Genomic DNA, 25,391 nt, shown 5'->3' on the forward strand with positions numbered 1-25,391 from the left:
AGACCTTTAGTTGATTTCTATTTTTTCTACACGCCCGCAGTGTCTTCCACCTTCAAAACTGCCTGCAATCCACGCATCAAGTATTGACTCTGCTACACCTTTTCCGACAATACGCTCTCCAAAACAAAGAACATTTGCATCGTTGTGTCCACGTGCAACCGTAGCTGTATATGCATCATGACAAAGTGCCGCACGAATACCCTCGTGACGGTTGGCAGCCATACTCATACCGATGCCGCTTCCACAGATCAAGATACCTTGTGCATCCGAGTCTTCAAGGATACTAAGGCATAGTTTATGTGCATAATCCGGATAATCGACTCTGTCTTTGTTAAACGGACCTAAGTCAATTACTTCATGTCCTTTTTCTTTTAATAATTCTACCGTATAGTCTTTTAGTTCAATTCCGGCATGATCCGTTGCTATATAAAATTTCATAATATCCCTTCTCTAACTTAATAGCATTTCTAGTATAGTTTGTACCGGCAAAAGCAGTACATAGTCTTTAATAGGCGTCATAAGTACAATCAGTACTATTATGATACCATAACGCTCATTTTTGTAAAAAAACTCCGCTACGCTTCTAATTTTGTGTTTTAACGATAAATGCATTAAAAAGTGTGCACCGTCAAACTGAGGTATAGGCAGTAGATTAAATACTGCTAAAACAATATTTATCAATAGTAAATTCCAAATAAACAAATATGTAAATATATATATTAAACCATCTGCAGTAGTAGGTTTAGACATAGCTAAAAGGGCTACAGAAGCAATAACCCCCAGTGTGAAGTTGTACACTATTCCAGCCAAGTCAACTTGCATTGCACCGTTGTATCCTGCATTTCTAATTACGGTAGCCGTGTTTATCGGGACAGGTTTTGCCCATCCAAACAAAAAGCCTCCTTCACCACCTAAGAGTATAGGTAAAAAGTACATTGTCGCAGGTACCAAAATAGTACCCACCAAATCTACGTGGACAATAGGGTTTATACTAAGTCTGCCTGCATTTTTTGCGGTCAAGTCGCCATATTTGTATGCCACCCAGCCATGCATTATCTCATGTCCTATTATGGCAATAGCAAGTGCGAGTACCGCCGATATGATTTTTAGTAAATCAATAGATTCCATAATCGTCTTTATCGTGAATTTTACGCTCAGTTATAGCTTTGTCAAGATAAAACGGCTGTTCAAGATCAGTTGGAGTTTTACCGATTCTATCCCATCTGATTTCCCAATTTTTATCTATTGAAAAATATATAAACCAAGGTGTGCCTTCTATATTCTCATATGGTACTGTGCCCCAGAAACGGCTATCGTTAGAGTGGTCACGGTTATCACCCATCATAAAGTATTCACCTTCTGGAACTCTTATGGGACTTAGGTTAAAAATTGGTTCAAGTCTAGGATTTCCGTTGTTTATTACTTTTTCGTCATGATGGATACCGGGATGTTTTTTCATATATGGATTTTTAACCCATAATTTACCGGCTAATTGTGCTATTTCATAACCATTATAGTTATTTTTAATCCATTCATCACCTTCATTAAAGTGTATAAAAAGGTTTTTTTCTAAAACAAAAAGTTCATCTCCGGGAAGTGCTACACATCTTTTTACAAAGTGTGTTTTTGTATTGTGCGGGTATCTAAAGATTACCACATCCCCACGTTTTGGTTTATCTCCATCTACAAGTTTTAAGTCATCACTCCAAGGCATTATAGACATCTCTATAAATGGGATATGAGGCATAGGGATACCGTATGCAAATTTTTTACCAAAGAGATGATCGCCGATTAAAAGAGAATCTTTCATACTTCCGCTTGGGATACGAAAAGCTTGAGCAATAAAAAATATTATAAAAAGAACAATTATAATCGTTCCGGTCCAAGAGTTTGAAAATCTGTAAGCTTTACCTAAAACCTCTTTCATTAACACTCTTTTTGTTCAGATAATTTTGCGGCATTTATTTTAGCAGCTTTAAGCGTGTTGCTAAGTAGCATCGCTATTGTCATAGGTCCTACACCGCCCGGGCTTGGAGTGATGTATGAGCTTTTTTTACTTACGTTTTCAAAATCAACGTCACCAACAAGTTTTCCTTCATTTGTTCTGCTGACACCGATATCAATAATAATTACATCATCTTTAACCATATCTTCTGTAATTAGATTTATAACACCTACTCCGCATAAAACAATGTCTGCATTTAAAGTGTGTTTTTTTAAATCATCCGTAAATATATGACATATCTCTACCGTAGCATCTGCATTTAAAAGTAGGGCTGCCATAGGTTTTCCAACTATGTTTGAAGCACCTACTACTACACAGTTTTTACCTTTAACATCTATGTCGTACTCTTTTAATAGTTCCATTACGCCAAGCGGAGTACAAGGAACAAAACCATCAAGATTCGTTACTAAACGACCGACATTGTAAGGATGGAAACCATCCACGTCTTTGGAAGGATCAACTAGTTCTAGTAGCTTTGTCGTATCTATATGTGAAGGCAAAGGAAGTTGAATTAAGATTCCGTCAACATTTGTATCGTTATTAAGTTGTACTATGGTTTTTTCAATAGCTTCTTGTGAGATGCTTTCTGGCATCTCGTGTGTGATTGAGTAAAAACCTACTCTGTCACACGCTTTTTTCTTCATGTTTACATATGCAGCACTGGCTGGGTCTTGACCGACAAGTACAACTGCTAAACCAGGTGTACATCCGCAGGTAGATTTTAATTCTTTTACTTCATCACCAACATTTTGTTCTATTTTCTTTGAGAGCTTTCTACCATCAAGGATTTTGCCGTCTAATAGTTGCATTTAAACCTCATAAATAATTTTTTAGATATTATATCGTTTTAAAATTAATTGGAGTTTTTATGAGGTCTGTAGTTGTTTTGTTCTTACCTTTTGTTTTATTTGCAAAAAGCTCATTCATAACGCCTTTGGAGTATTCTTCTTCTCTATATAAAAACCCTAGAGGAATAGGATGCTATCATTGTCACGGTGAAAAAGGCGAGGGTAAACTTGTAGCTAAATATATGCATAAAAAAGAGAAAAAAAGTTTTATTGGACCTGCTATAAACTCTTTGTCGTACGATAAATTTAAAAAAGCCCTAAATACTCCAAAACAAGGTATGCCTCGTTATTATTTAACTAAAGATGAGATAAAAGCTTTATATTTTTATTTACAGCAGATGAAGATTGATGATGAAAAATGATTTTTTTGATGCTTTAATGCTCTCGACACATAATGAAAAACACCTGCAGAAAATACCTGATTTAGATGCAGAATGTATTATGCTCAATCTTGAAGATGGCGTAAGCATTGAACAAAAACCGGAAGCTCTAAGGTTGTGCGGGGCATATTTAGAAAAATATAAAAACTTAAATAAGATGTTTGTAGTACGTGTAAATGCATTAGATGACGGTGGTATAGAAGAGATTAAATATATTAATTCTCTCAAGCCTGATGCTATAAGAGTCCCAAAGATCAAAACATCTGATGATGTAAATAAAGCACTTGGCTTAATAGATGAAGATATTGAACTGCATCTATCCATAGAAACTGCACAAGCTTGGAAAAATCTATCTGATTTACGTATAGATGAGCGTGTTAGTACATTTTATCTTGGCGTATTGGATTTATTTGCAGACTTAGGTTTAAGTCATTCAATCATAGATAGAAGCAACCCTACTATGACATATCTATTAAGTCATTTTTTAATTACGTGTAAAAGTATTGGTGTTAAACCTGTTTCTTTTGTATATCAAGATTATAAAAATACGGATGAGTTTTCAAAATGGCTTGAACTTGAAAAAAGTATGGGCTTTAAGGCAAAAGGTTGCATCTCCCCTAAACAATCACAAATGGTTCAAAGTATTTTTGGATATGACGAATTAGAAGTAAAAAAAGCAAAAAGAATAATAAAACTGTTTGAAGCAAATGAAGCAAATGGTATAACAGGTTTTTCAGATGAAGAGTTTGGTTTCATTGACGAACCGATATACAAAGGTGCTAAAGTTATCCTTGAAAAACATCAGAAAAGGTAGGTTGTAATAAATCTAAGATAATGTGCATCTTTGTCGTTATCTTTAAAATCTTGATATTCATAACGCAGGTAAAAAGTCGTAAAGTTATTTGTGTTATGTCTGAAATGTGTATAGTATGATTTATATTCACTCGATTTTGAGTCTATGTCTGCAAGCCAAAAAGAAAGTTCGGAACTTTGTTTTTTTATGAGTTCTAGTTCTATATTTGCTTTTAACATGACAGCTTCTGCTTTATTTTCGCCTCTGCCGTTTGAAATCATAGAAGCTGTATAGATTTTTGATAAACCGCCGTATCCGTCGGCTTTATCAATTCCGTCGTTTTTTGTATAGTTAAGTGTTATGTCCAGATTGTCGGTAAATATACCTGTTCTTAAACCGATTAAATCTACATCCATCTCATCATATGTTTTTATATTTTGAAAACCGACACAAAAAAGAAGTTTGTCGTTTATAAAGTTGTCTTTATAGTCAATTTGAAAAAAAGAACTGTCATAAAGTGACGGAGCTCTGTAATAGTACAAATGTACATCCAAAGGCTCGATAGGATGATGCTTAAATCCTATCATAGCTATACCGTCATTAATCCCTCCTGTAAGACTTTGTTTTGTATATTTGTCTGATGCGAAATTACGTATTTTATTTACGAAGCTTAACTGAATTGATGATTTAAATATGTTTTTTATAACTAAACTAGCACCTTGATAGCTCCAAGGGACTATTCTAGCTGAGCTTTTATTCATAAGCGGAGTATTTAATAAAAAATTTCCCACTTTTAAAATTGTATTTTTAGTTTTGTATGCTAAAAAAGATTCAGATATAACAGTTAGTGCATCTGCATCTTTTTCCTTATTAAAAAGAGATGTTAAGTTTTTGTTTTTATTTTCAAGTATCGGTGTAGAATTGTGAAAAGCAACAGATGCAAAAAGATTGTTAAAGCTGTCGGTTGTATATTTTAGCGAACCTCCTAGTGCAGTGGAGTAAGCATCTTTAGAGGAATCTTTTTTATTTATATCGTAATGAAAAAAGCTAATAGAACCTGTAGCATCTGCATAGAGTATATTTGATAGAAATATTAAAAATAAATACTTGATTTTAATTCCCATAATTTAAAGTATTAGTAGCATCCATACTGTACCGACTGTTAAAAAAACAAAAGTATTTATAAAGGTTATTATACCGCCTATTTTATATATCTCCGCAGCTTCAATATATCCGCTTCCCAAGTAAATTACATTTGCGGATGAGCCTTGAGGTGTAATGATAGCATTAAAGTTTGTTGCAAAAAGCAGCATCAGTGCCATCATCTCTGCAGGAACTCCGGCATTTACTCCTACCCCTAAAAAAACTGAAAATAGTGCTAACATTTGAGCTGTTTGAGATACAAAGAAATAATGTATAAGTACATAACCTATAGTTAATCCTGTATATACAACAGGCCATGAAAAACCATCTACAATCGAAGATATATTCTCACCGACCCAGCCCATAAAACCAAACTTGTCCAAATGTACACTCATTGCAAAAAGGATAGCAAACCATATAAGCGTACCGAGGGCATTTCCTTCGTTACGTAAATCATCTAAAGTAAAAATATTACTAAGCATAAGTATAGCCAGACCGAAAAAAGCCACGGCTGTTTTATCTAGTTCCAAAGAACCGGACATAATCCATAAAGAAACCATACCTATAAATGTAGCAGCCATAATCCATTCGTTTTTGCTGACTTTTCCCATAGTGTCTAATGCATCTTGGGCTATTTTTGGTGCATCTGGTGTTTTTTTAATCTCAGGCGGGTATATTTTAAACAAAACCCAAGGTACAAGAAAAAAAAGAACTATAACAGGCACAGATGCAGCTAAAGCCCACAAGCCGTAAGAGATTTCCACACCGTACTCTCCTGCCATTTTTGCACCCGCAGGATTTGCTGCCATTGCTGTTAGCCATAATGTCGAAGAGAGCGTGAGTCCGGCCATTGAAGACATCATCAAAAAAGCACCTAATTTTTTTCTCGTACCGTCTGCTACTTTTGAGCCGCTATCAGCTGAGAGAGCATTTACTATAGGAAATAATACGCCTGAACGGGCAGTATTACTTGGAAAAGCAGGAGATATAAACATATCTGCGGCAATAACCGAATAGGCAAGCCCCAAAGAACTTTTTCCAAATTTTCTAATTATTAAAAAAGCAATCCTTTTACCAAGACCGGACTTGATTACCCCTCTGGCTATTAAAAAAGCGACTATTATCAGTAAGATAAAACCTTCGCCAAAGCCGCTATATGCTTGTTTTGAGCTCATCGTCCCTGTTAATACTGCTATTGAGACGGCTAAAATAGAAGATGTCAGTATAGCCATTGCATTTAATATAACTGCAAAAATCGCACTTATAAATATGGCAAAAAGATGCCAAGCTTGAGTTTCTAACCCTTGTGGAGTAGGTGAAAACCAAATAGCAAAACCTATAAAAAAGACTAAAACCTGCATAAAATGTTGCTGCTTAGTCTCTTGAGGATGATGTGACATCTAGTTTCCTTTTTTAGTATCTCGCCAGATTATAAAAGACATTATATCTTATTAATGTTTTTTCACTCGGTCTTGGATATCTGCTGTATGCATACTCTATAGTCTCTTTTGTCGTATCGTCCAAAATATAGTAACCGCTTTTTTTCAAAAATTTGAAATCACTTATATCACCGTTTGGATGCAAGTAAAACTCTATTACGTTTGTTCTATTGACGTTAAGATCGTTTGGTAAGTTTACTCTTGCCACACGGTTTAAGACTTGTTGTGTAATACGCCTCATAATCTCCTGGTTATCAAGTATATACTTTTGTTGACCTGGACTTAACTTTCCAAATTCTTCACCGTAAAGCTCTTTAATATTATTTGCAATACTACTGCTGTTTTTGATTTTTTTCTTTTTATCTTCTTTTTCGTTGGCAGAATTGTCTTGTGATAACATATCGTAAAGTGATTTTGTTTCTTTTTTCTTTTTATCTTCTTTTTTTAAAATCTTAGTCGTATTTGTTTCACTAAGCAGAGGGATATAGGGTTTTTCAGGCGGAAGAGGTTCTATTTTTTTTACTATAGGTTTAGGTTTTTTTTCCTGTGGTTTTTTAATAGTCGGCTTATTTAGTTTTGGCTTTTTAGGTTTTTGTTTTGGTTTAAACTTTACAGGAGGTTCTTTAAGTAGTTTTTTTAATTGTGAACCCTTTGGCATCGGCGGTGCTATTTTTGGTTCGGGGATTTTTTCTTTTGTAAGTCCTGACTTTTTATATTTTTTAGGTAATTCTTTAAGTGAGATTTTTATTTTTTTCTCTTGTTCTTTTTGAGGTTTTTTTTCAAACTCTATCGTTCCAAGCAGCCAAAATAATAGTAAAAAAATAAAATGAATTAGCAAGGCTACAAAAAGTGCAAAGTTTGAACGGCTCAATAGGTTTCCAATTTTTTAGAGTTTAGCGGATTATATCAAATGAAAATTAATACTACTTCGCTATAATCATAAAAAATTTTCCAAGGTTAAAATATGAGTAAAGATAAATCATTAGAGGCTTTTAAAGAGGCACAAGAATTAATTCCGGGAGGTGTTAATTCACCTGTTCGTGCATTTGCGAGTGTCGGTGGAAGTCCTGTGTTTGTTTCAGAAGGTGAGGGTGGATACCTTAAAGATATAGACGGTAATAAATATGTAGATTTTGTTCAAAGTTGGGGACCTTTAATTTTTGGTCATCGTGATGAAAGTATAGAGAGTGCCGTAATAGAAGCTGTAAAACATGGTTTAAGTTTCGGTGCACCTACTTTAGCGGAAACTGAGCTTGCTAAACTTGTTATATCAATGTTTGATAGCATCGATAAGGTAAGATTTGTAAGTAGCGGTACTGAAGCTGTTATGAGTGCTATCCGTTTGGCTCGCGGTTTTACAGGACGTGATGATATTGTAAAGTTTACAGGATGTTACCATGGTCACAGTGATTCATTGTTAGTTCAAGCAGGAAGCGGTGCTGCGACTTTTGGAAATCCATCAAGCCCTGGTGTTCCGGCTGATTTTACAAAACACACACTTTTAGCTCAGTACAACAATATTGAGAGTGTAAAAAAATGTTTTGCAGACTCTAGTGATATAGCTTGTGTTATTATTGAACCTATTGCCGGAAATATGGGTCTTGTACCAGCTGATAAAGTATTTTTAAAAGAACTTCGTGATTTATGTGATGCAAACGGTGCATTGCTTATTTTTGATGAAGTTATGAGCGGCTTCCGTGCAAGTATAAACGGTGCAGAATCTATAACAGGAACTAAACCTGATATTGTAACTCTTGGAAAAGTTATAGGCGGCGGTATGCCTGTAGGTGCATTTGGTGCAAGGCGTGAGATTATGGCAAAACTTTCACCTGAGGGTCCTGTTTATCAAGCGGGTACGCTAAGCGGAAACCCTGTAGCCATGGCAGCGGGATTCGCGGCACTTAGCAAACTAAAGAAAAATGCCCCTGTTTTAGACGTGTTAAATAAACGTGCAGTACGTTTGGTTGAAGGCATGAAAACAGAAGCCGCTAAGTTTGGTATAACAATGCAGATAGATACTCGCGGAAGTATGTTTGGCTTTTTCTTTAATGAAAATGAAATTAAAAACTTTGAAGATGCATGTACTTGTGATGCTTCGTTTTTTGCAAAATTTCACCAAGGTATGTTAAATGAAGGTTTTTATTTTGCATGTTCACTGTTTGAAGCTGGTTTTATTTCAACTGCGACTACCGATGAAATGGTAGAAGAGTGTATAAAAGCAAGTGCAAAAGTATTTAAAGAGATTGCATAATGGAAGAGAAAGAACCTGCTGTAGAAGAAAAAACAAATGAAAAACCAAAGGTAAGACAAGTCGTAGAGGCTGTAGATAGTCTCTCTCTTGGAATATCAATGGTAGTAGCCGTAGCCATGGGTGTTGGTATAGGTTTGGTTTTAAAAAGTTTTACAGGTGTTTTTTGGACACTTTGGATAGGTGTTTTTATAGGTATTGCGGCTGCTATACTAAATGTATATAAAGCTTACGAGAAACAAAAAGAGGGTTATGAAGAGTTAGCAAAAGAACCTCGTTATGCTATTAAAAAACAACTTGAAGATGAAGATGATGAGGACTATGGTGATAAAAGCTATTAAATTAATTGCCATAACTCAGCTACTTGTATTTTTAACATATTTTATATCTGTAGGTTTTTATGCAAACCTGCAAGTAGCATTTTTAAGTAGCTTTATTATAATGCTTGGGTCTTTTTATGCCCATAAAAAGATGGTTGATTCTAAAGTAAAAACTGAGTCTTTCGAGAGTGAAAGAGACGCACTAGATGTGATTGATGATCCACATGAACTATATGATGAAACACCTTTAAACGATTCGGAAGAATTAGATTTAAAACAGATAGTCAAAGAAGAAAAGAAAAAAATAAAAACTTTTAATCTTAAAAGTATAAAAGAGGGCGGAAGTGCTTCTTTTTCGTTATTTAGACTTGGCGGTTATCTGTTTTTGGTTTTAGGCTTTATAGCACTTAAGAACAATGAAATTTTAGATATAAGCGTATATTTACCGTCTTTACTTGTAGGAATTATTGTCGGTTATATAGCTTCAAAAGAGATATTTGCTTAAATATCTTCTTTTTAAAATTTAAATCTACTCGGTAATCATTGGTAGATTTATAGTTATCTTTTTTTGAATATCTACGTGTATATTGCTTGCATCCACAAGGTTTTGAAGTTCTGAGATTTTATTTTTATCTTGATTTTGAGACGATATCTCTATACTAAAAAGTGAGTATTTTTTACTGTCAAAAATAATATGCTCACCGATTCTGTAGTATATCTTTGTGTTAATACTTTCATTTTCAATAAAACATGAATATATTTTATTTAGTATCTTTATAAAAGAATTTGAGTCTATTATGATTTCAGGAATAGTCGGGTCAAATTCTTTTGAAAATGTAGCATCAGAGTTAATAGAGTTTGTTGAAATACATAAGTCAACAAGAGTATATATATTTGTTAATTCACCTGTCGGTTTTTTATTATTTAATTTAAATGAAGGTTTTTGGTATAGTTTTATCCCAATCTCATCCTCATTTTCATAACCTACTGTTAGACCGAAGAATTTCTGTTGAGAAAACTCTACATCAACAAAAGTAGTTTTAAATCCGAATGTAACATTTGCATATGTCGTTGCTAATTCAAATAGCTCTTTTGAGTTAAAAGGATTGACGATAAACTGTGCTTGTTCGTTAAGAGATAATATTTTACCGTCTGAACTAAAAAGCACGAATGGATTAAAGTCGTGTTCTAGTAATCTTTGCTCAAAACTCATAAAATTTATTATTCTTCTATGTAATTTTTAAGCTTACGACCCACTTTAGGGTGTTTAAGCTTTTTAATAGCACTAGATTCTATTTGACGAACACGTTCACGTGTAACGGTTAACTCTTTCCCTATCTCTTCTAAAGTTCTGTCACTCTCATCATCCATAATTCCAAAACGAAGTTTAATAACTGCTTTTTCACGCTCGTTTAATTGTTCAAGAACTTGTTCTATTTGAACTTTTAAATCATCTTTTAATATTGCATCTGAAGGACTAAGAGATGTTTTGTCTTCGATAAAGTCACCAAAGCGACCATCTTCTTCACTACCGATAGGTGCTTCAAGAGAGATTGGCTCTTTAGTGATTTTAATAACGTTTTTAACTTTCTCTACTGAAAGCCCTACATCCTCTGCAATTGTTTCAACATCCGGCTCTTTACCGTGTTCTTGAAGATGTTTACGCATAATTTTATTTATACGATTGATAGTCTCGATCATATGTATAGGGATACGGATAGTTCTTGCCTGATCAGCAATGGCACGGCTAATCGCCTGACGAATCCACCATGTGGCATATGTAGAGAACTTGTAACCTTTTTGATATTCGAACTTATCAACTGCTTTCATTAGACCAATATTTCCTTCTTGAATTAAATCAAGAAAAGGAAGGCCGCGATTTGTATAACGTTTAGCAATCGATACAACAAGTCTTAGGTTAGATTTTGCCATTTTGGTTTTAGATATCTCAGATATATTTTTACCACGCTTAATCTGCTCTAATATGTCGGCTAACTTTTCAGGTTCCATGTCAAAAGAGTTTTTAGAAGCTTCTTTGGTTTGAACAAGCTTTTTAATCTCCATATATGTAGAAACCATTGTAGCTTCCGGAACCATATTTAATATATCTTCTTTTGAAAGCGAACATATTTTATCTACAAGAATTTTATGGTTTGCTCTTAGAGTGGCATTAAAAAGAGGCAGTTTGTATTCAAGACGTTTAAGCTCTTTATCATAACCTTCATCACTTTTAAGTGCCGTCTCCATCGAACGTACAAGTTCATTAATAAGTTTAGAAGTTGGACCTAGTTCAAGTAGGTTTTCTTTTAAGATTTGCTTTTTAAAAGTTGAACCTAAAAAGTATGTAACTATCTCTTCGTCCATCTCTCTTGAATCTAAATCTTCGGGAGCTTTTGAGTTAAACTTAACCCAGTCTTTTTTAGCTTTTTCAAGTGCTTTAAAGCTTGTTGTAACTTTTTCTACACGTGATTTATCTTTAGCACTTAAAGTTTTTTCTCCATCTTCATTTGATTCATCGTCGTTTGAATCCGAATCATCATCATCGTTGTTGTTATCATCCTCAAAACTTCTAAAAAGCTCTTTGACGCGTCTCTCACGATTTATTAAAGGCTCTTTATAGTCAAGTATAAAATCTATCAAATACGGTACGGAACATATTGCATCTATTATAATGCTCTCACCGTTTTCTATTTTTTTAGATATTTCTATCTCTTCTTCTTTTGTTAGAAGAGGGATTTGTCCCATTTCTCTAAGATACATACGAACGGGAGAATCTGAACGAGACCATTCAAGAAGTTCATGCTCTTTTAAAATATCAAACTTATCCGTTTCGTTGTTTTCAAGCATTTTTCTTTGTGCATCGCGTCTAGCTTCAGCTTCTTTGTCGTTTAGCTGTTTTGCATGTTCGCTTGCAGTATAAAGACATACTTTATGTTTTGTTGCTAATTTAAATATATTTTTTGCTTGTGCAGCTGTGGGCTGTTTTTCAAAAAGTTCAATTAGGGACTCATAAGTTGCACAATCTTTTGATTTATGTTCACTAAAGAATGTGTCTATCGCTTTGTTGAGTTCTTTTGCTGTCATTAAAGGTAACCCTTGTAGATGTTTAAGTTTTTTTAAAGAGTGGATTATACCGAAATTTTATTAAAATTATCTTCAAATCGATAAAATTTATAAATTTATTTTTGGAACGGCTATTGCTATAGTTATCAAACAACGTATTATAAAGGGATGTGATGCAAACAGGTTACTATGGTGCTGCAGCAGGAATGGTTGTCCAGTTTAATCGTTTGGATAATATTGCCAATAATTTGGCAAATGTTAATACAAACGGTTTTAAAGAGGATAATGTAGTTGTCGGTGATTTTATGCGTTTATATAAAGAAGCTAGGGATGAGCTTCCAAACGAAAATCAAACAAAAGAAGCTGCACAGTTTATAAACAGAACAATGGCAAAAACACCGCATATTGTAGATGAATACACAAATCACAATGTCGGCAGTATGCAAAAAACTCAAAATGATTTGGACATGGCATTATCACGTGAAGGTTTGTTTTTTTTAGTAAAGACTCCTGAAGGAATCAGATTGACGCGTGACGGTTCATTTATAAAAGATGATGAAGGAAAACTTACTACCAAGCAAGGATATGAAGTTTTGCCGAATGATTATTTTAATTCAAAAACGGGTATATCGTTTGATGAAAGCGATGCTATGGTTGAGATAGATAAAAACGGTCAAATGTACACAAATGTTCCCGGAGGTTTTACTCAAGTTCAAAAACAAAAGCTTTTTGTTGCCAACCCAGATAACTTAGATATGTTAAAAAAAGTCGGAGATAATCTTTATGAGTATAAAGGTACGGAACAACTTAAGCCTTTGGAAGAAAGTGGGGCAGTTTTTCAGGGTTTTGTTGAAAAAAGCAATGTAAATCCCGTGAAGATGATGACACAGATGATTGAAGCGAATCGTTTGGTGGGAATGTATCAAAAGGTAATGGATTCACAGATGAATGATATGAACCGCGATGCAATTGAAAAAATAGCTAAAAAAGCTTAATTAAGGGATAAATTATGATGCAATCACTTTATACTGCTTCTACGGGGATGCTCGGGATGCAGACACAAATCGATACTACGGCAAATAATATTGCCAACGTAAACACTATAGGATTTAAAAAATCTCGTGCCGAGTTTGCAGACTTGATGTACAGTGTTATGGAGTATGCAGGAACCGCTACAAGTGATACTACCAAAAGTCCTACGGGTATAGAAGTGGGACTTGGGGTTAGACCTACTGCCGTAAATAAGATATTTTCAGAAGGTTCATTAAAACAAACCGACAATCAATTGGATATGGCTATTACCGGTCGAGGATTTTTCAAACTTGAACTGCCGGACGGAACTGAAGTATATTCCAGAAACGGTGCGTTTAAAATGGATGATAACGGAGCTATCGTAAATAGTGACGGTTATAAGTTAACACCTGAAATAGTTGTCCCTGAAGATTCTACGAATATAAGTGTCGGTACTGACGGTATTGTTACTGTTGTTTTACCTGGTACAACGGAAGCTACGCAGATTGGTCAAGTAACTCTTACAAACTTTATAAATCCTGCAGGTTTACACTCTATGGGCGATAATCTTTTTGTTCAAACAGACAGTTCAGGTCAACCTGTTGAAGGTGTTCCGGGAATTGATGGTTTAGGGACTATTAGACAAGGTTTTGTAGAATTAAGTAATGTAGAGTTAGTTGTTGAGTTGACGGATTTGATTACCGGTCAGCGTGCATATGACTCAAACTCTAAAGTTATTACGACAAGTGATGAGATGCTTCAAACCACAAACAATCTAAAAAGGTAACTTTTAGTAGTTTATGATAAAATAATCTCATTTATCTTTTTGCAGCAAAGGTTTGTAATGGAGTATATAAGTTTAGAATATATATTTTTCGTAACGTTCACTCTTTTTATTATTAGTTTTTTATTTAATTTAAAACAAAGAAATATAATAAAAGATTATCAAAATAACGAATCGAGTATTGTTCAAAATATTTTCTTTGACTCTATTACGGATTTGCCTAATAAAAATAACATAGAGATTATTATTACCGAGCATATAAATTCAGCTACAAGACATAATAAGTCTTTTTACGTACTTGCAATAAAAGCTTTAGATTACTACAACTTAAAAAAAGACTCAAATGAAAAATCCGACAAATTATCGGTTGGTATTGCAGATGCAATACTTTCATCAATAAGAGATGAAGATACCACCGCACGAGTTTCCGAAGATGAATATATAGTAGTATTTAATGAATACTTAGAAGAAAAAAACCATAGTATTCCTATAGATAGAATTAAAGAGTCGTTAAAAAATATAAATGTAAGCTATGCTACTTGTTCTTATCCAAAAGATGCCGACTCTACGGACTCTCTAATTAAGAGTGCACTCACCAAGCTTTAACAATTAAACTATTTAAAAAGATATCTTTATGAAAACTAAAACACATTTTTGATATAATCCCGAAATTATTTTTATATATATAGGGATTTTTATATGCAAAAAGCAAATATAAACGGAAAAGTTTGGAGATTTGGTAAAGATATAGATACAGATTTAATTATAGCTGCTCGTTACCTAAATACTTCGGAACCTGCGGAATTGGCAAAACATGTTATGGAAGATGCCGACCCTGAATTTGTTAATAAAATGAATAAGGGAGATGTTATTGTTGCAGGAGAAAACTTTGGATGCGGAAGCAGCCGTGAGCATGCACCAATAGCACTTAAAGCTGCGGGTGTTGCTGCTGTTATAGCTCCGACATTTGCAAGAATTTTTTATAGAAACTCTTTTAATATGGGATTACCTATTTTTGAATTAAACGAGAGTGCTGAAATAAATGAAGGTGATGAAGTTAGTGTTGATATGGATGCCGGAACCGTAACAAACAAGACTACAAATAAAACTTATAACTTTACGCCGATTCCGGAATTTATGCAAGAATTGATTGACGCAGGCGGATTAATGAATTTTGCTAAAAATGAAATAGAGGATAAAAAGTAATGAAGACATATAAAATTGCACTTATAAAGGGTGACGGGATAGGGCCTGAGATTATTGATGAGGCTACTAAAGTTTTAGATGCTGTTGCATCTTGTTTTGATTTTGATTTTAAGTATGAAGAAGTCTTAATGGGTGGTTGTGCATATGATGAAACAGGAGATCCTCTTCCTCAGGAAACTATTACTGCTGCACTCAACTCCGATGCAGTTTTATTCGGTGCAATCGGTGGCGAAAAATGGGATAATCTTCCACGTGAAAAAAGACCTGAAAGCGGACTTCTAAGATTTCGTAAAGAGCTTGGTGTATATGCGAATTTACGTCCGGCAGTTGTGTATGACGAATTGGTAAATGCTTCATCATTAAAACCTGAAGTTGTATCCGGAGTTGACTTGATGGTTGTTCGTGAGTTAATAGGCGGCATCTACTTCGGTGAGCCTAAAGGACGTGATGAAAACAAAGGCTGGAATACTATGGTCTATACAAAAGACGAAATAGTCCGTATAGCACATAATGCTTTTAATATTGCAATGGAGAGAAGTAAAAGAGTTTGTTCTATAGATAAAGCAAATGTTCTTGACGTGTCTCAACTTTGGCGTGAAACTGTCGAAGAAGTGGCAAAAGAATACCCTGATGTAGAACTTACTCATATGTATGTTGACAATGCTGCTATGCAGCTTATTCGTGATCCAAAACAGTTCGATGTTATGCTTACGGGAAACATTTTTGGAGATATTTTAAGTGATGAGGCTTCTATGCTCTCAGGTTCAATCGGTCTTCTGCCATCAGCTTCGGTCGGTGCTAAGATAGGTGTATATGAGCCGATTCACGGTTCAGCTCCCGATATTGCAGGGCAGGGAATTGCAAACCCTATTGCAACAATATCTTCTGCATCTATGATGTTAAGATACGCACTTGGCGAAAATGAGGCTGCAGATAGAATAGATGCTGCAGTTAAAAGGGCTTTAAAAGAGGGATACCGTACACAAGACTTGGCACAATACGATGCTAAAGAGGTATGTTCAACCAGTGAGATGGGTTCAATCATTGCTAACTATACGGCTAAATAAACAATGCAGACACTCACTTTAGCAAATATATATGAACTTCAAGGACTTAAAGAAGAAGCCTTAGAGATATATAAAGAGGTTTTAAAAAAAGACCCCGCTAATAGTGAAGCTAAAATTGCTATTAGAAGACTCTCAGGAATCAGAAAAAAATTTTTGAACGTTAATTCTGAAATGAAGGAGTTTTTTATAAAAATGGATAGTGAGATAGAGATAAATGAATTTGAAAGGTGGTTACTCAAATCATGGAACTAGAAGATGCAATATTATCTACTTTAAAAGAGATTGAGGATAAGGGAAAATCTAAATTACTTCAACCTAAAAAAAAACCTTTTGAGGTAAAAGAAAAAAAAGAGATATCAACAGAAGAAGACATTTGTAATCATAAAGATAATTCAGAAGATTCATCTATGGATGAAAAAGCTTATTTAATGTCTATGAGAGAGCGTTTGCTAGTTTTATTTGAGGGCTTTCAGGCACCAAACAACACAAATATAGAAGCAAAAATAGATTTAACACTAAACTATTTGGAATATGTTTTAGCATCTATAGATACAAGATTAGAAAAATTAAGATAGGGTTGTAAATAAATGGCACAATACAGAATTTTAATAGATGCAAACGATGAGAAAGGTCTAGTCTATAAAGTATCTTCTATATTTTTTGAAAAAAATTTAAATATATTAACAAATAATGAATTTGTAGATAAAGTAAACGGTAAATTTTTTATGCGCAGTGTCGTAGAAGGTGATGTGGAGGCTTCCGAGCTAAAAGAGCTTATTCAAAAAGCCTTGCCTAAAGCTTCAAACGTAAATGTAATTGAGCCTGCTAAGAAAAATATAGTTATAATGGCTACAAAAGAGATTCACGCACTAGGTGATATACTTGTTCGCCATGAAGAGGGTGAGTTGGATGCAAATATTCTTGGTGTTATATCTAACTATGATAACTTAGAGTCTTTTGTTAGTAAGTTTAATATACCTTATTTTACTATATCTCATGAGGGTTTAGGCAGAGCTGAACATGAGGAAAAAATACTGCAAAAACTATCTGAATTTGAAGATATCGACTATATAGTGCTTGCAAAATATATGCGTATATTAACACCTAGGTTTGTAGAGGCATATGAAAATAAAATAATAAATATACACCATTCATTTTTACCTGCATTTATCGGTGCAAATCCTTATAAACAAGCTTATGACAGGGGTGTGAAAATTATCGGAGCTACAGCACACTTTGTAAATAACAATCTTGATGAAGGTCCAATCATATCTCAAGAGATTATACATGTAAACCATGCATACTCATGGAAAGATATGCAAAGAAGCGGTAGAAACGTAGAAAAAATAGTTTTATCCCATGCATTAAAACTTGCACTTGAAGATAGAATCTTTGTATATGCGAACAAGTCAGTTATATTTTAAGCGAGAAGTGATTTGTTTAATTTAGTGTTGGTAAATCCTCAAATTCCAAATAATACAGGCGCTATAGGCAGGCTTTGCGTAAATGCAGGGGCTTCTTTGCATCTGATAAAACCCATAGCTTTTGATATAGATGAAAAAGCCGTACGTCGTGCAGGACTTGATTATTGGAATAAGTTGGATTTGCATGTTTGGGAAAGCATAGATGAGTTTTTTGAAAAAAATAAGATAACAGACAATGCATACTTTGCAACAACAAAGACTGACAGGCCATATTTTGAAGCAGAGTTTAAAGCGGGTGATTTTATCTTTTTTGGAAGTGAAACAGCCGGCATTCCTGAAGATATACTAAATAAGTATAAGTCTCAAAACATAACTATACCTATGACAAAAGAGGGTCGTAGTCTAAACTTGGCAATCAGTACCGGTATAGTCTTGTATGATGCTATACGCCAAAACTTTACACATTTTGAAGGATAATTATGGGCACAATTGTAGATATTTTAATGATTACACTTTTTGTACTATTTATGGTTTTTATACAAAGAGGTTACCACCAAAAGAAATCTGAAGAACGTGAAGAACTGAGAAAAAAAGAAGAAGAACAAAGTTCTTAAAAAATTCTTTCTGCTAAATCTTCAACTATATTTTCAAATCTTTGAAATAAACTCTCTGCATTTTTTATAAAAAGTGACATTTTCTATCCTTTTTTTCTTTACTATATTAAAAAATGCAATAAAAAATAAAAAATATTGCAAATTGACATATTTTTCTTTACTTTATTTCAAATTTACATTATAATTTGTGCATATAACAAAAAAACTACATCGTATTAGGAGAGATAGCATGAATAGTTTTAGCAATATTGTTGAAGAGATTAAAAGTATTATTTCCACCAGTTTTGATGGGAAAAAAGTTTTTGATAAAGATGTTGCAGATGCATTGGGTATTGCACAGATGAATTTTGCGACTATGAAAAAGAGAAATAAAATACCTTATGCTGAATTATTGGATTTTTGTGCCAGAAGGTCTATCTCTATAAACTGGATGCTTTATGGTCAATCGCCGGAGAGTTTGGTGGAAGCTACAAATAGACTCTATATGGTAAAATTTTTAGGTGATGTCAATGTTAGTGCCGGTGGCGGTAGTGAATCAGAAGAGGGTGAAGTAAGTGAAATTCAAATACCCGAAGAGTTTGTAATGATGCTAGGCGGTCAAAGCGAACTTAAAAATATAGAAGCTGTAAATGTTTCAGGTGATTCAATGGAACCAACATTTAGCTATAACGATATTGTTTTTGTTAACAGAACAAAAACAAATGTAGATCGCGGAGGTGTATTTACAATTAGAACAGAAGGCGGTTTATTTATAAAAAGAATTCAAAAGAGACTTGATGGAAAATTTGATATAATATCTGATAACGATGTATATACAACACAAGTCATGGAACCCCATGAATTAGAAGTAATCGGCAGGGTTGTAAGTAGATTTGGTGAAGTTGATTAGAAGGGTCTGAATGAGGTATCTTGCTTTAATTTTTATATTTTTATTTTTTACTGCATGTAGTTTAAAAAAACCAATTTCAGCAAAAGAGGGTATTTCGGATTTATTGACTTTATCTCAAAACTCTTCGACATATTTAAAAGAGAAAAGTATAAACGGTATAGATGCAAACGAAGACTCTTATGAAGAAAAGTATTTTAGAGTTTGGAACGAAATACCGGATGATACAAAAGATGAGTCAATGTGGCCTTTTGTATCATACACTAACTCTGAAATGTACGGAGAAAATCTTCAACCAATAAAAGAAGATGCTTTTAAAAAACTTGAAGATAATGCAAACTTTGGGGAATACAAAAGCATCAATAAAACAGCAATTACATTAAATCATCTTGATATAAGAGCATTTCCTACTTCAAAACCTATGTTTAAAGATCCAAATATAGCAGGGGAGGGTTTTCCGTTTGATTATGTACAAAACTCTACAGTGAGTGCAAACAAGCCTGTATTAATATCTCATTATTCAAAAGACGAAGAATGGGCTTTTATCTTCAGTAGTTTTACAAGCGGTTGGGTAAAATCAAAAGATATAATAACTATAGATAAAAAATACACTGATGCTTGGCAAAAAGCTAAACAGGTATTTTTATTAAAAGATAATATTCCCATGTATGATGAAAAAGGCAACTTTTTGTTTCGATCTAGAGTAGGTATGATGCTGGCTCTAATCGAAGAAGATAAAGATAATTACACTGTGCTAAGTGTTTCATCTTATAAAAATAATCAACCAAACTATCATAAAACAAAAATATCTAAAGATATATCCTCAAAAGGTGTTTTAGAGTTTAATAATAAAAACATACAAAGCATATTTGATGAAGTGGCTAAGAGTAAGTATGGATGGGGTGGAATGTTCGGTGAAAGGGATTGCTCATCTACAGTTCGTGATATTTATGCACCATTTGGGTTATGGTTACCTAGAAACTCTTTTCAACAGTCACAAGTAGGGAAAGTTATTTCACTTGAAAATCTTGATGATATGAAAAAAATAGAGCTTATTAAAAAAGAGGCTAAGCCTTTTAAAACACTACTTTATAAACAGGGACACATTTTGATATATGTCGGAGTTTATAATGGTGAAATAATTGCTTTACATAATGTATGGGGGATTAAGACTAAACAAAATTCTCAAGCAGGAAGACTTGTTATTGGAAAAAGTGTTTACAGTTCACTTAAACTTGGTAAGGAACAAGCTGATTACGACGAAGAGTCGGAAATACTGCGAAATTTAAAAAGTATAAATATCATAGCTAATTAAGCTTTGATATCTAAAAGTGAGCCAAACATCTCATCTTGTGTTTTTATTGCCGTGACATTCACACCTGTCGCTTTTTCTGCAACTATTTGATCTGGAAACTCTTTTGTTAAATCAGTTTGACTCTTGGAATATCCATTGTCATCTGCTTTTCTTACATTTGTATCAACGGAAGTGTCATTTCCCTTATTTACGATTTTAGTATCATTAGGAACATATTTATCAGTATTTACATTAGCAACATTATGAGCACTACTATTCAAAAGTGTCTGATGAGCTGAAATGGATGATACATTATTGGAAATATTCATAATATTCTCCTTATTTTTTTAATTATATAACCAGCTTTATAAAAAGCAGATTATATAAATAAGTTAGTTATTAGTGTAGATCAGCGTTTAGCTTTATTTCTCTAGTTGAACGAGAAGCTGTTATTTCACCTGTAAGAGAGTTCTGTCTATAGTGAATTCCATAAAGACCTGCTAGTTGTTTACCTTTGAAAATTTCACCTTCCATTCTCATATTTGTGTTAACATCCATGATTTTTTTCAATTCTTCAGGATGAATGGCAATTTTTGTACCCTCTAAAATAGCGATACCTGCGTCAATGATACACCCGTCACCTAAAGGTATTCCACAAACAGAGTTTGCACCTAATAAACAGTTTTTGCCGATTGAGATAGGGTTCCCGTCAGTTCCGCTTAGTACACCAAGTATTGAAGCTCCACCACCTACATCGCTACCGTCACCAACGATAGCAGAAGAACTGATACGACCCTCAACCATACTCACACCCGTAGTTCCGGCATTAAAATTAATGTATGAAGCACCAGGCATAACTGTAGTACCTGCTGCAAGTTGAGCACCAAAACGCACTTTTGAAGTATCAAGTATGCGAGTATTATCCGCAGGAATAATGTGTTGTAAGAATCTAGGGAATTTATCTACAAAGTCAATATGTGGAAATTCATTTGCTAGTTTTAATTCAATCTCAAACTCTCTTAGATAATCAAGTTCTATCGGTTGCCCATTGCTCCATGCAACGTTTGGTAGAGCTCCAAAAGCACCATCAAGACAGATTTCGCGTAATCCTACTTTAGCTTGAGAGATAGCATATAGCTTTAAATAAGTTGCTTCAACACTTTTTAGAGCTGCGTCGTCATAAATAAAAGTAACTTTATATTCCCCTTCTATCATACCGTTTTCTATCAGTTGTGTATATAGAGCAGAAACAACTTGGATATTTTTGTGTGCATCACCATAAGCTTCATCTGCAAAAGGAGTAAAGGCATTTAAACAAGATTTTAAAAATTCTAAGTTTATGTTACAAACAACTTCAGTTTGTGAAAAATCTACATTAATCCCTTGTTCTGAAAGGGCTTTAACAAATACTGCTGCACTTCCAAAGTTTTCATCCCAGTTAATTATTGGGTAAGTAGCTTGTAAGCTTTTATCTACGTTTAACTGACCTAAATCAACTCTTGCAATACCAAATGCTAGAGGATCCCTATATCCATCTATCTTTTTTATGTCTTCAATAAGTGCTTTAAAAGCATCTGCTGTTTGAATTGTTTCCATAACTCATCATCACCTTAATTAAATATTTTCGCAATTATATTCAAACTTTACTAATAAGTTTTAATATATACTTTTGGTAATAAACTTTATAAACAAAAATTAAATAAAAGAAGAAATATTATGAATAAGTGGATTGAATTATTAAAAAATAATGATTATATAGGTGTAAAACAATATATAAAAAACGGAGCTGATATAAATGATGAAAATGAGATAGGAGAATCTGTACTTGCAGTTGCACTAAGAAATCATTGTGATGATGATTTAATTAAGATACTTATACAAAGTGGTGCGGATGTATATGATTTTGATAATGAAGGAGTTAGTATTTTTGATATGGCAATTACTTACAATAATATCGATTTGGTTAAGTATATAATTGAAAAAGGTATTGATGTAAATAAAGCAACAAGAAAAAGTGGTTTTACTCCTTTAATGTGTGCAGCATGTTATGGAAGAGTTGAAATAGTTTCAATTCTATTAGAACACGGTGCAGATAAAAATGCGATGGATACGAAAGGTTTTTCCGCTCTTGATTTTGCCAGAAAAATGAATAAAAAATCTGTTTTAGATATTCTGGGATTTGATAAAGAATTGCCGCAAAATAGGAATTATACTAGATAATATCAATCGAAAAATTTTCCTTGTTTTTCATTGTCTAGTGGTTTTCTTTTTTCCTTAACAAGCCACTCTTGGAGTAACGATTCTACAACTTTGCTTAGACTCATTTTATATCTGTTTCTTGAATAAAGCATAGCATCATCCCATGTCTTTCTATCTATAAGTAAACTTCTTGTTATTTCATCTTTTGGTTTCATTAAATTTCCTAACTATATAATAAACTATATAGTAATAAAAACAAGCTTATAAGTCAATTCAAAGAAGTATTATGTATAATAAAAAGAAAAAAAGACAGTGATAAATATGGGAAATAATACTTATATAGCAAAACAGCCAATATTAAATACAAACGGCGAAATATTTGCGTATGAACTTTTATACAGGGATACTGAAGTCTCATCCAATATTAAAAACCGTAAACAAGCCACAGTTTCAGTACTTAGCTCGGTCATAAATAAATTTGGTGTAAATAAACTCTTGGGTGATTATAAAGCTTTTGTCAAAGCTGATAAAGAGTTTATTATGCATAGTGTAATAAATACGATTCCTAAGGAATATTTTATCTTTTCTTTACAATTTGAAGAAAAAGTAAAAGAGAAAGTAAAAAACAAGATAGCCCAACTCAGTAAAGAGGGCTACAAGTTTGCAATAAACGATACGATTTTAAATGAAGATGTACTTAAAAATTATGAAAGCATAATGGAATATATAAGTTATATAAAAATTGATGTAGAGACCCCTTTAAGTAATATGTCTATAATAAAGGATTTTGATATAGAGACTATTGCAACAAAAGTTGAAAATAGTGAAAAAGAAACTATTGCAAAAAAAATGGATGTTGACTTTGTTCAAGGTTATTTTTTCGCAATGCCAAAAATAGAAAAACAAGAAAAGTTTGATTCGGAAGTGGAGAATATAATTCGCTTATGCAATAAAATTATGCAAGATTGCAGTATTGATGAGATAGTAGATGAATTTGAAAAAAGTCCTATAATCTCAATTCAGTTACTGAAATTTATAAATTCGGGTCTATTTCATTTTAGACAAAAATTATCATCTATTAAACAAGTCGTTACACTTGTAGGTAAAACAAAACTGACTCAATGGTTAATGCTTATGATATATTCAACACCAAGAGGTGAGGGTATAGTCAATACTTTACTCTTTGATAGGGTAAGAAGTAGAACATACCTTATGCAAGAGATAGCAAAATTGCTTGATAAGACAATGATATCCAGCTCATATTTTGTGGGTGTTATATCTTTAATGGATACTCTTCTTGGTATAAAAAAAAGAGTGCTTTTGCATGAATTGCATGTGGATAAAGAGATAAAAGATGCAATATTAAAAAAGGATGGTATTTTAGGTGAAATACTAAGTTTTGCTATAGCACTTGAAGAGTTTAATACCGAATTTATCGATAAGTTTATACAAAAGTATAATATCCCTCAAGATTCTTTTGAGTATCTTAGTTTAAATGCCTCAGGTGATTTAAGAGACATTTAAAAGTCTGATAAAGTTTTTATAACTATCAACTATTTGTTGATTTTTTGTGTTTTGTATGTAAAACTCTATGGCTTTTTTTCCTAGTCGTGGAATTTCATTTTTTACGGCCCAACTACTTACTGTACCTTCAGGGACTTCAAGTATGTTTGCCAAAGCTTTTTGTGTGATGCCTAGTTCTTTACATACCTCTTTTACAACATTGCTTTTTTTCTCAACAACTTTCGTTTTTGAGTATATAGCTCTGTTTTGAGCTATATAATTGCTAGTTTCGTCTGAATCTTCAGTTTCCTGTATTATAGTTGAGTTTTTTGATATCCAATCAGCTACATCGTATGAGTTAAGGACCCAATCTCTTGAATGTAATGAAACTACAACATCTTTTAAAAATTTTTCGGCATTTTCGCTTGCTATCTCTTTTGTGCTTATTTGGCGAAGTATTGCATATGAGAGTTGAAGAGAAGCGGAACCGTTTACACCCCAGTCAAATCCATTTTTTGATTTTGGGTATTCATCAAATCTGTTTGGTAACTCAAGTTCTCCGTAAGTAACATATCTATTTCCTAAAAGCGCTTTGTGCCCTTTAAATACATAATTGCTGTGTTTAATTGCCATGTTGTCCTCTTAAATTTTAAAAGTATAATGATTTTTATATTTGTTTATATGCTTATTTTTCATATACAACTTATATCGATAAAAAGCATATATGGATATACTTAGCAAAAATAATGCCAATAACCAAACTAACATAATATAATTCCTTGACTTTTACCATTTTATACAATATCGACATAAAAATTTATTCCATTAATTTCCAAATAAAAACTTAAAATTTCTGCTATCATTACAAAAAAATAAACGCCAAAAAGGGTTGAGTATGTCTTATACACAAAAACTTGAAGAACTTTTAATAAACGAGGTTATTCCTGATATAGATGATGCATTAGATGAGATTTTTGAACAAATAGCTGATGAAAAAAATGCAAATGATGAACAAAAAGAAGAGATTGAAGAATTACGCGAATTTAAATCAGACTTGAAAGATCTACTAGATGATATAGCAAGTGGTGAAATCGAAGATGATGAGTGTGAAGAGATTTATAATGACATAATAGATGCACAGCAAGGTGAAGAAGAGGAATAATT

The 25,391-nt window shown here is 33.3% G+C and carries 33 protein-coding genes; 20 read left to right on the plus strand and 13 right to left on the minus strand.

Features of this window, described 5'->3' with window-relative positions; translation table 11 throughout:
- Positions 1 to 6: 6 nt before the first annotated feature.
- From rpiB to folD, 4 genes are read right to left on the minus strand one after another with little or no spacing between them, the layout of a single operon-like run.
- Entirely contained in the window at positions 7 to 438 is a 432-nt protein-coding gene (rpiB, locus tag FJR48_RS05635; RefSeq protein ID WP_152307180.1) for a ribose 5-phosphate isomerase B, read from the minus strand.
- A gap of 12 nt (positions 439 to 450) precedes the next feature.
- Positions 451 to 1,128 carry a site-2 protease family protein gene (locus FJR48_RS05640; protein ID WP_152307181.1) on the minus strand — a complete coding sequence of 226 codons (678 nt, stop codon included), beginning with the start codon at positions 1,126 to 1,128 and terminating at the stop codon, positions 451 to 453.
- Positions 1,115 to 1,927 carry a signal peptidase I gene (lepB, locus tag FJR48_RS05645; protein WP_152307182.1) on the minus strand — a complete coding sequence of 271 codons (813 nt, stop codon included), beginning with the start codon at positions 1,925 to 1,927 and terminating at the stop codon, positions 1,115 to 1,117. The genes FJR48_RS05640 and lepB overlap by 14 nt, the downstream gene beginning before the upstream one ends.
- Positions 1,927 to 2,814 (minus strand): bifunctional methylenetetrahydrofolate dehydrogenase/methenyltetrahydrofolate cyclohydrolase FolD, encoded by an 888-nt coding sequence (gene folD, locus FJR48_RS05650; RefSeq protein WP_152307183.1) that lies wholly within the window; start codon positions 2,812 to 2,814, stop codon positions 1,927 to 1,929. The genes lepB and folD overlap by 1 nt, the downstream gene beginning before the upstream one ends.
- A gap of 59 nt (positions 2,815 to 2,873) precedes the next feature.
- Between folD and FJR48_RS05655 the strand changes: the two genes are divergently transcribed.
- Together FJR48_RS05655 and FJR48_RS05660 are read left to right on the plus strand one after the other, a co-directional pair.
- Positions 2,874 to 3,215: a c-type cytochrome gene (locus FJR48_RS05655; RefSeq protein WP_152307184.1), complete on the plus strand. Its 342-nt coding sequence runs from the start codon at positions 2,874 to 2,876 to the stop codon at positions 3,213 to 3,215.
- Positions 3,205 to 4,047 carry an HpcH/HpaI aldolase/citrate lyase family protein gene (locus FJR48_RS05660; protein ID WP_188108634.1) on the plus strand — a complete coding sequence of 281 codons (843 nt, stop codon included), beginning with the start codon at positions 3,205 to 3,207 and terminating at the stop codon, positions 4,045 to 4,047. Before FJR48_RS05655 ends, FJR48_RS05660 begins: the two co-directional genes overlap by 11 nt.
- Here FJR48_RS05660 and FJR48_RS05665 read toward each other — a convergent pair.
- The 3 genes from FJR48_RS05665 to FJR48_RS05675 are packed head-to-tail and all read right to left on the minus strand — an operon-like array spanning position 4,035 to position 7,479.
- Positions 4,035 to 5,150 (minus strand): OprD family outer membrane porin, encoded by a 1,116-nt coding sequence (locus FJR48_RS05665; protein WP_152307186.1) that lies wholly within the window; start codon positions 5,148 to 5,150, stop codon positions 4,035 to 4,037. The two genes, FJR48_RS05660 and FJR48_RS05665, sit on opposite strands and share 13 nt — an antisense overlap.
- 3 nt (positions 5,151 to 5,153) lie before the next feature.
- A complete protein-coding gene (locus FJR48_RS05670) occupies positions 5,154 to 6,569 on the minus strand; it encodes a DASS family sodium-coupled anion symporter (protein ID WP_152307187.1) in 1,416 nt (471 codons plus the stop codon).
- 13 nt (positions 6,570 to 6,582) lie between these two features.
- Positions 6,583 to 7,479, minus strand: coding sequence for an energy transducer TonB family protein (locus FJR48_RS05675; RefSeq protein ID WP_152307188.1), 897 nt, complete (start codon positions 7,477 to 7,479; stop codon positions 6,583 to 6,585).
- 93 nt (positions 7,480 to 7,572) lie between these two features.
- Between FJR48_RS05675 and hemL the strand changes: the two genes are divergently transcribed.
- The 3 genes from hemL to FJR48_RS05690 are packed head-to-tail and all read left to right on the plus strand — an operon-like array spanning position 7,573 to position 9,681.
- Positions 7,573 to 8,859: a glutamate-1-semialdehyde 2,1-aminomutase gene (gene hemL, locus FJR48_RS05680; RefSeq protein ID WP_152307189.1), complete on the plus strand. Its 1,287-nt coding sequence runs from the start codon at positions 7,573 to 7,575 to the stop codon at positions 8,857 to 8,859.
- Positions 8,859 to 9,197: an AtpZ/AtpI family protein gene (locus FJR48_RS05685; RefSeq protein ID WP_152307190.1), complete on the plus strand. Its 339-nt coding sequence runs from the start codon at positions 8,859 to 8,861 to the stop codon at positions 9,195 to 9,197. The genes hemL and FJR48_RS05685 overlap by 1 nt, the downstream gene beginning before the upstream one ends.
- Complete coding sequence (locus tag FJR48_RS05690; protein WP_430739322.1) at positions 9,178 to 9,681, plus strand: hypothetical protein; 504 nt, start codon at positions 9,178 to 9,180, stop codon at positions 9,679 to 9,681. The genes FJR48_RS05685 and FJR48_RS05690 overlap by 20 nt, the downstream gene beginning before the upstream one ends.
- Before the next feature lie 24 nt (positions 9,682 to 9,705).
- On the opposite strand, the gene FJR48_RS05695 is transcribed toward FJR48_RS05690, so the two are convergent.
- The gene (locus FJR48_RS05695; RefSeq protein WP_152307191.1) at positions 9,706 to 10,389 is read right to left on the minus strand and encodes a hypothetical protein; all 684 of its coding nucleotides are present in this window, start codon (positions 10,387 to 10,389) and stop codon (positions 9,706 to 9,708) included.
- A gap of 8 nt (positions 10,390 to 10,397) precedes the next feature.
- A complete protein-coding gene (gene rpoD / locus FJR48_RS05700; protein ID WP_152307192.1) occupies positions 10,398 to 12,260 on the minus strand; it encodes an RNA polymerase sigma factor RpoD in 1,863 nt (620 codons plus the stop codon).
- 152 nt (positions 12,261 to 12,412) lie between these two features.
- On the opposite strand from rpoD, the gene FJR48_RS05705 reads away from it, so the two are divergent.
- From FJR48_RS05705 to FJR48_RS05755, 12 genes are all read left to right on the plus strand, one after another.
- Positions 12,413 to 13,234 (plus strand): flagellar hook-basal body protein, encoded by an 822-nt coding sequence (locus FJR48_RS05705; RefSeq protein WP_152307193.1) that lies wholly within the window; start codon positions 12,413 to 12,415, stop codon positions 13,232 to 13,234.
- A gap of 14 nt (positions 13,235 to 13,248) precedes the next feature.
- Positions 13,249 to 14,037, plus strand: a complete 789-nt coding sequence (flgG, locus tag FJR48_RS05710; RefSeq protein WP_152307194.1) for a flagellar basal-body rod protein FlgG — start codon at positions 13,249 to 13,251, stop codon at positions 14,035 to 14,037.
- 57 nt (positions 14,038 to 14,094) lie between these two features.
- Positions 14,095 to 14,640 carry a diguanylate cyclase domain-containing protein gene (locus tag FJR48_RS05715; RefSeq protein WP_152307195.1) on the plus strand — a complete coding sequence of 182 codons (546 nt, stop codon included), beginning with the start codon at positions 14,095 to 14,097 and terminating at the stop codon, positions 14,638 to 14,640.
- Positions 14,641 to 14,733: 93 nt separating this feature from the next.
- Positions 14,734 to 15,240 carry a 3-isopropylmalate dehydratase small subunit gene (locus FJR48_RS05720; RefSeq protein WP_152307196.1) on the plus strand — a complete coding sequence of 169 codons (507 nt, stop codon included), beginning with the start codon at positions 14,734 to 14,736 and terminating at the stop codon, positions 15,238 to 15,240.
- Positions 15,240 to 16,307 (plus strand): 3-isopropylmalate dehydrogenase, encoded by a 1,068-nt coding sequence (gene leuB, locus FJR48_RS05725; RefSeq protein WP_152307197.1) that lies wholly within the window; start codon positions 15,240 to 15,242, stop codon positions 16,305 to 16,307. The genes FJR48_RS05720 and leuB overlap by 1 nt, the downstream gene beginning before the upstream one ends.
- A 3-nt stretch (positions 16,308 to 16,310) precedes the next feature.
- Positions 16,311 to 16,559, plus strand: coding sequence for a tetratricopeptide repeat protein (locus tag FJR48_RS05730; protein ID WP_152307198.1), 249 nt, complete (start codon positions 16,311 to 16,313; stop codon positions 16,557 to 16,559).
- Entirely contained in the window at positions 16,550 to 16,882 is a 333-nt protein-coding gene (locus FJR48_RS05735) for a CiaD-like domain-containing protein (RefSeq protein ID WP_152307199.1), read from the plus strand. Before FJR48_RS05730 ends, FJR48_RS05735 begins: the two co-directional genes overlap by 10 nt.
- 12 nt (positions 16,883 to 16,894) lie before the next feature.
- Complete coding sequence (gene purU / locus FJR48_RS05740; protein WP_152307200.1) at positions 16,895 to 17,731, plus strand: formyltetrahydrofolate deformylase; 837 nt, start codon at positions 16,895 to 16,897, stop codon at positions 17,729 to 17,731.
- 12 nt (positions 17,732 to 17,743) lie between these two features.
- Positions 17,744 to 18,208, plus strand: coding sequence for a tRNA (cytidine(34)-2'-O)-methyltransferase (locus FJR48_RS05745; RefSeq protein WP_152307201.1), 465 nt, complete (start codon positions 17,744 to 17,746; stop codon positions 18,206 to 18,208).
- Between the two features lie 2 nt (positions 18,209 to 18,210).
- Positions 18,211 to 18,345, plus strand: coding sequence for a hypothetical protein (locus tag FJR48_RS12460; protein ID WP_277872383.1), 135 nt, complete (start codon positions 18,211 to 18,213; stop codon positions 18,343 to 18,345).
- 229 nt (positions 18,346 to 18,574) lie between these two features.
- On the plus strand, positions 18,575 to 19,234 hold the full coding sequence (locus FJR48_RS05750; protein ID WP_152307202.1) for a LexA family transcriptional regulator: 660 nt from the start codon (positions 18,575 to 18,577) through the stop codon (positions 19,232 to 19,234).
- Between the two features lie 10 nt (positions 19,235 to 19,244).
- Positions 19,245 to 20,546, plus strand: a complete 1,302-nt coding sequence (locus FJR48_RS05755) for an SH3 domain-containing C40 family peptidase (protein ID WP_152307203.1) — start codon at positions 19,245 to 19,247, stop codon at positions 20,544 to 20,546.
- Here the strand turns inward: FJR48_RS05755 and FJR48_RS12170 are convergent.
- Both FJR48_RS12170 and FJR48_RS05765 read right to left on the minus strand, forming a co-directional pair.
- Positions 20,543 to 20,854: a flagellar basal body rod C-terminal domain-containing protein gene (locus FJR48_RS12170; protein ID WP_188108635.1), complete on the minus strand. Its 312-nt coding sequence runs from the start codon at positions 20,852 to 20,854 to the stop codon at positions 20,543 to 20,545. The two genes, FJR48_RS05755 and FJR48_RS12170, sit on opposite strands and share 4 nt — an antisense overlap.
- Before the next feature lie 70 nt (positions 20,855 to 20,924).
- Positions 20,925 to 22,121, minus strand: coding sequence for a tetrahydrodipicolinate N-succinyltransferase N-terminal domain-containing protein (locus tag FJR48_RS05765; protein WP_152307204.1), 1,197 nt, complete (start codon positions 22,119 to 22,121; stop codon positions 20,925 to 20,927).
- 120 nt (positions 22,122 to 22,241) lie between these two features.
- Here FJR48_RS05765 and FJR48_RS05770 point away from each other — a divergent pair, with 120 nt between their 5' ends.
- Entirely contained in the window at positions 22,242 to 22,745 is a 504-nt protein-coding gene (locus FJR48_RS05770; protein ID WP_152307205.1) for an ankyrin repeat domain-containing protein, read from the plus strand.
- Positions 22,746 to 22,747: 2 nt separating this feature from the next.
- Here the strand turns inward: FJR48_RS05770 and FJR48_RS05775 are convergent, their stop codons facing one another.
- Positions 22,748 to 22,939: a hypothetical protein gene (locus FJR48_RS05775; RefSeq protein WP_152307206.1), complete on the minus strand. Its 192-nt coding sequence runs from the start codon at positions 22,937 to 22,939 to the stop codon at positions 22,748 to 22,750.
- 106 nt (positions 22,940 to 23,045) lie between these two features.
- On the opposite strand from FJR48_RS05775, the gene FJR48_RS05780 reads away from it, so the two are divergent.
- Entirely contained in the window at positions 23,046 to 24,248 is a 1,203-nt protein-coding gene (locus FJR48_RS05780) for an EAL and HDOD domain-containing protein (protein WP_152307207.1), read from the plus strand.
- Here FJR48_RS05780 and FJR48_RS05785 read toward each other — a convergent pair.
- Entirely contained in the window at positions 24,234 to 24,860 is a 627-nt protein-coding gene (locus FJR48_RS05785; RefSeq protein WP_152307208.1) for a DUF6166 domain-containing protein, read from the minus strand. The genes FJR48_RS05780 and FJR48_RS05785 overlap by 15 nt on opposite strands.
- 262 nt (positions 24,861 to 25,122) lie before the next feature.
- Here FJR48_RS05785 and FJR48_RS05790 point away from each other — a divergent pair, with 262 nt between their 5' ends.
- Positions 25,123 to 25,389: a hypothetical protein gene (locus tag FJR48_RS05790; protein WP_152307209.1), complete on the plus strand. Its 267-nt coding sequence runs from the start codon at positions 25,123 to 25,125 to the stop codon at positions 25,387 to 25,389.
- Positions 25,390 to 25,391 lie beyond the last annotated feature (2 nt).

Origin of the sequence: Sulfurimonas lithotrophica, from assembly GCF_009258225.1 — a bacterium.
Classification (GTDB): domain Bacteria; phylum Campylobacterota; class Campylobacteria; order Campylobacterales; family Sulfurimonadaceae; genus Sulfurimonas; species Sulfurimonas lithotrophica.

Excerpts from the sequence above, each read along its gene's own strand:
- rpiB (WP_152307180.1), bottom strand. The coding sequence starts at position 438 with ATGAAATTTTATATAGCAACGGATCATGCCGGAATTGAACTAAAAGAC.
- FJR48_RS05640 (WP_152307181.1), bottom strand. The coding sequence starts at position 1,128 with ATGGAATCTATTGATTTACTAAAAATCATATCGGCGGTACTCGCACTT.
- lepB (WP_152307182.1), bottom strand. The coding sequence starts at position 1,927 with ATGAAAGAGGTTTTAGGTAAAGCTTACAGATTTTCAAACTCTTGGACC.
- folD (WP_152307183.1), bottom strand. The coding sequence starts at position 2,814 with ATGCAACTATTAGACGGCAAAATCCTTGATGGTAGAAAGCTCTCAAAG.
- FJR48_RS05655 (WP_152307184.1), top strand. The coding sequence starts at position 2,874 with ATGAGGTCTGTAGTTGTTTTGTTCTTACCTTTTGTTTTATTTGCAAAA.
- FJR48_RS05660 (WP_188108634.1), top strand. The coding sequence starts at position 3,205 with ATGAAAAATGATTTTTTTGATGCTTTAATGCTCTCGACACATAATGAA.
- FJR48_RS05665 (WP_152307186.1), bottom strand. The coding sequence starts at position 5,150 with ATGGGAATTAAAATCAAGTATTTATTTTTAATATTTCTATCAAATATA.
- FJR48_RS05670 (WP_152307187.1), bottom strand. The coding sequence starts at position 6,569 with ATGTCACATCATCCTCAAGAGACTAAGCAGCAACATTTTATGCAGGTT.
- hemL (WP_152307189.1), top strand. The coding sequence starts at position 7,573 with ATGAGTAAAGATAAATCATTAGAGGCTTTTAAAGAGGCACAAGAATTA.
- FJR48_RS05685 (WP_152307190.1), top strand. The coding sequence starts at position 8,859 with ATGGAAGAGAAAGAACCTGCTGTAGAAGAAAAAACAAATGAAAAACCA.
- FJR48_RS05690 (WP_430739322.1), top strand. The coding sequence starts at position 9,178 with ATGGTGATAAAAGCTATTAAATTAATTGCCATAACTCAGCTACTTGTA.
- FJR48_RS05695 (WP_152307191.1), bottom strand. The coding sequence starts at position 10,389 with ATGAGTTTTGAGCAAAGATTACTAGAACACGACTTTAATCCATTCGTG.
- rpoD (WP_152307192.1), bottom strand. The coding sequence starts at position 12,260 with ATGACAGCAAAAGAACTCAACAAAGCGATAGACACATTCTTTAGTGAA.
- FJR48_RS05705 (WP_152307193.1), top strand. The coding sequence starts at position 12,413 with ATGCAAACAGGTTACTATGGTGCTGCAGCAGGAATGGTTGTCCAGTTT.
- flgG (WP_152307194.1), top strand. The coding sequence starts at position 13,249 with ATGATGCAATCACTTTATACTGCTTCTACGGGGATGCTCGGGATGCAG.
- FJR48_RS05715 (WP_152307195.1), top strand. The coding sequence starts at position 14,095 with ATGGAGTATATAAGTTTAGAATATATATTTTTCGTAACGTTCACTCTT.
- FJR48_RS05720 (WP_152307196.1), top strand. The coding sequence starts at position 14,734 with ATGCAAAAAGCAAATATAAACGGAAAAGTTTGGAGATTTGGTAAAGAT.
- leuB (WP_152307197.1), top strand. The coding sequence starts at position 15,240 with ATGAAGACATATAAAATTGCACTTATAAAGGGTGACGGGATAGGGCCT.
- FJR48_RS05730 (WP_152307198.1), top strand. The coding sequence starts at position 16,311 with ATGCAGACACTCACTTTAGCAAATATATATGAACTTCAAGGACTTAAA.
- FJR48_RS05735 (WP_152307199.1), top strand. The coding sequence starts at position 16,550 with ATGGAACTAGAAGATGCAATATTATCTACTTTAAAAGAGATTGAGGAT.
- purU (WP_152307200.1), top strand. The coding sequence starts at position 16,895 with ATGGCACAATACAGAATTTTAATAGATGCAAACGATGAGAAAGGTCTA.
- FJR48_RS12460 (WP_277872383.1), top strand. The coding sequence starts at position 18,211 with ATGGGCACAATTGTAGATATTTTAATGATTACACTTTTTGTACTATTT.
- FJR48_RS05750 (WP_152307202.1), top strand. The coding sequence starts at position 18,575 with ATGAATAGTTTTAGCAATATTGTTGAAGAGATTAAAAGTATTATTTCC.
- FJR48_RS05755 (WP_152307203.1), top strand. The coding sequence starts at position 19,245 with ATGAGGTATCTTGCTTTAATTTTTATATTTTTATTTTTTACTGCATGT.
- FJR48_RS12170 (WP_188108635.1), bottom strand. The coding sequence starts at position 20,854 with ATGAATATTTCCAATAATGTATCATCCATTTCAGCTCATCAGACACTT.
- FJR48_RS05765 (WP_152307204.1), bottom strand. The coding sequence starts at position 22,121 with ATGGAAACAATTCAAACAGCAGATGCTTTTAAAGCACTTATTGAAGAC.
- FJR48_RS05770 (WP_152307205.1), top strand. The coding sequence starts at position 22,242 with ATGAATAAGTGGATTGAATTATTAAAAAATAATGATTATATAGGTGTA.
- FJR48_RS05775 (WP_152307206.1), bottom strand. The coding sequence starts at position 22,939 with ATGAAACCAAAAGATGAAATAACAAGAAGTTTACTTATAGATAGAAAG.
- FJR48_RS05780 (WP_152307207.1), top strand. The coding sequence starts at position 23,046 with ATGGGAAATAATACTTATATAGCAAAACAGCCAATATTAAATACAAAC.
- FJR48_RS05785 (WP_152307208.1), bottom strand. The coding sequence starts at position 24,860 with ATGGCAATTAAACACAGCAATTATGTATTTAAAGGGCACAAAGCGCTT.
- FJR48_RS05790 (WP_152307209.1), top strand. The coding sequence starts at position 25,123 with ATGTCTTATACACAAAAACTTGAAGAACTTTTAATAAACGAGGTTATT.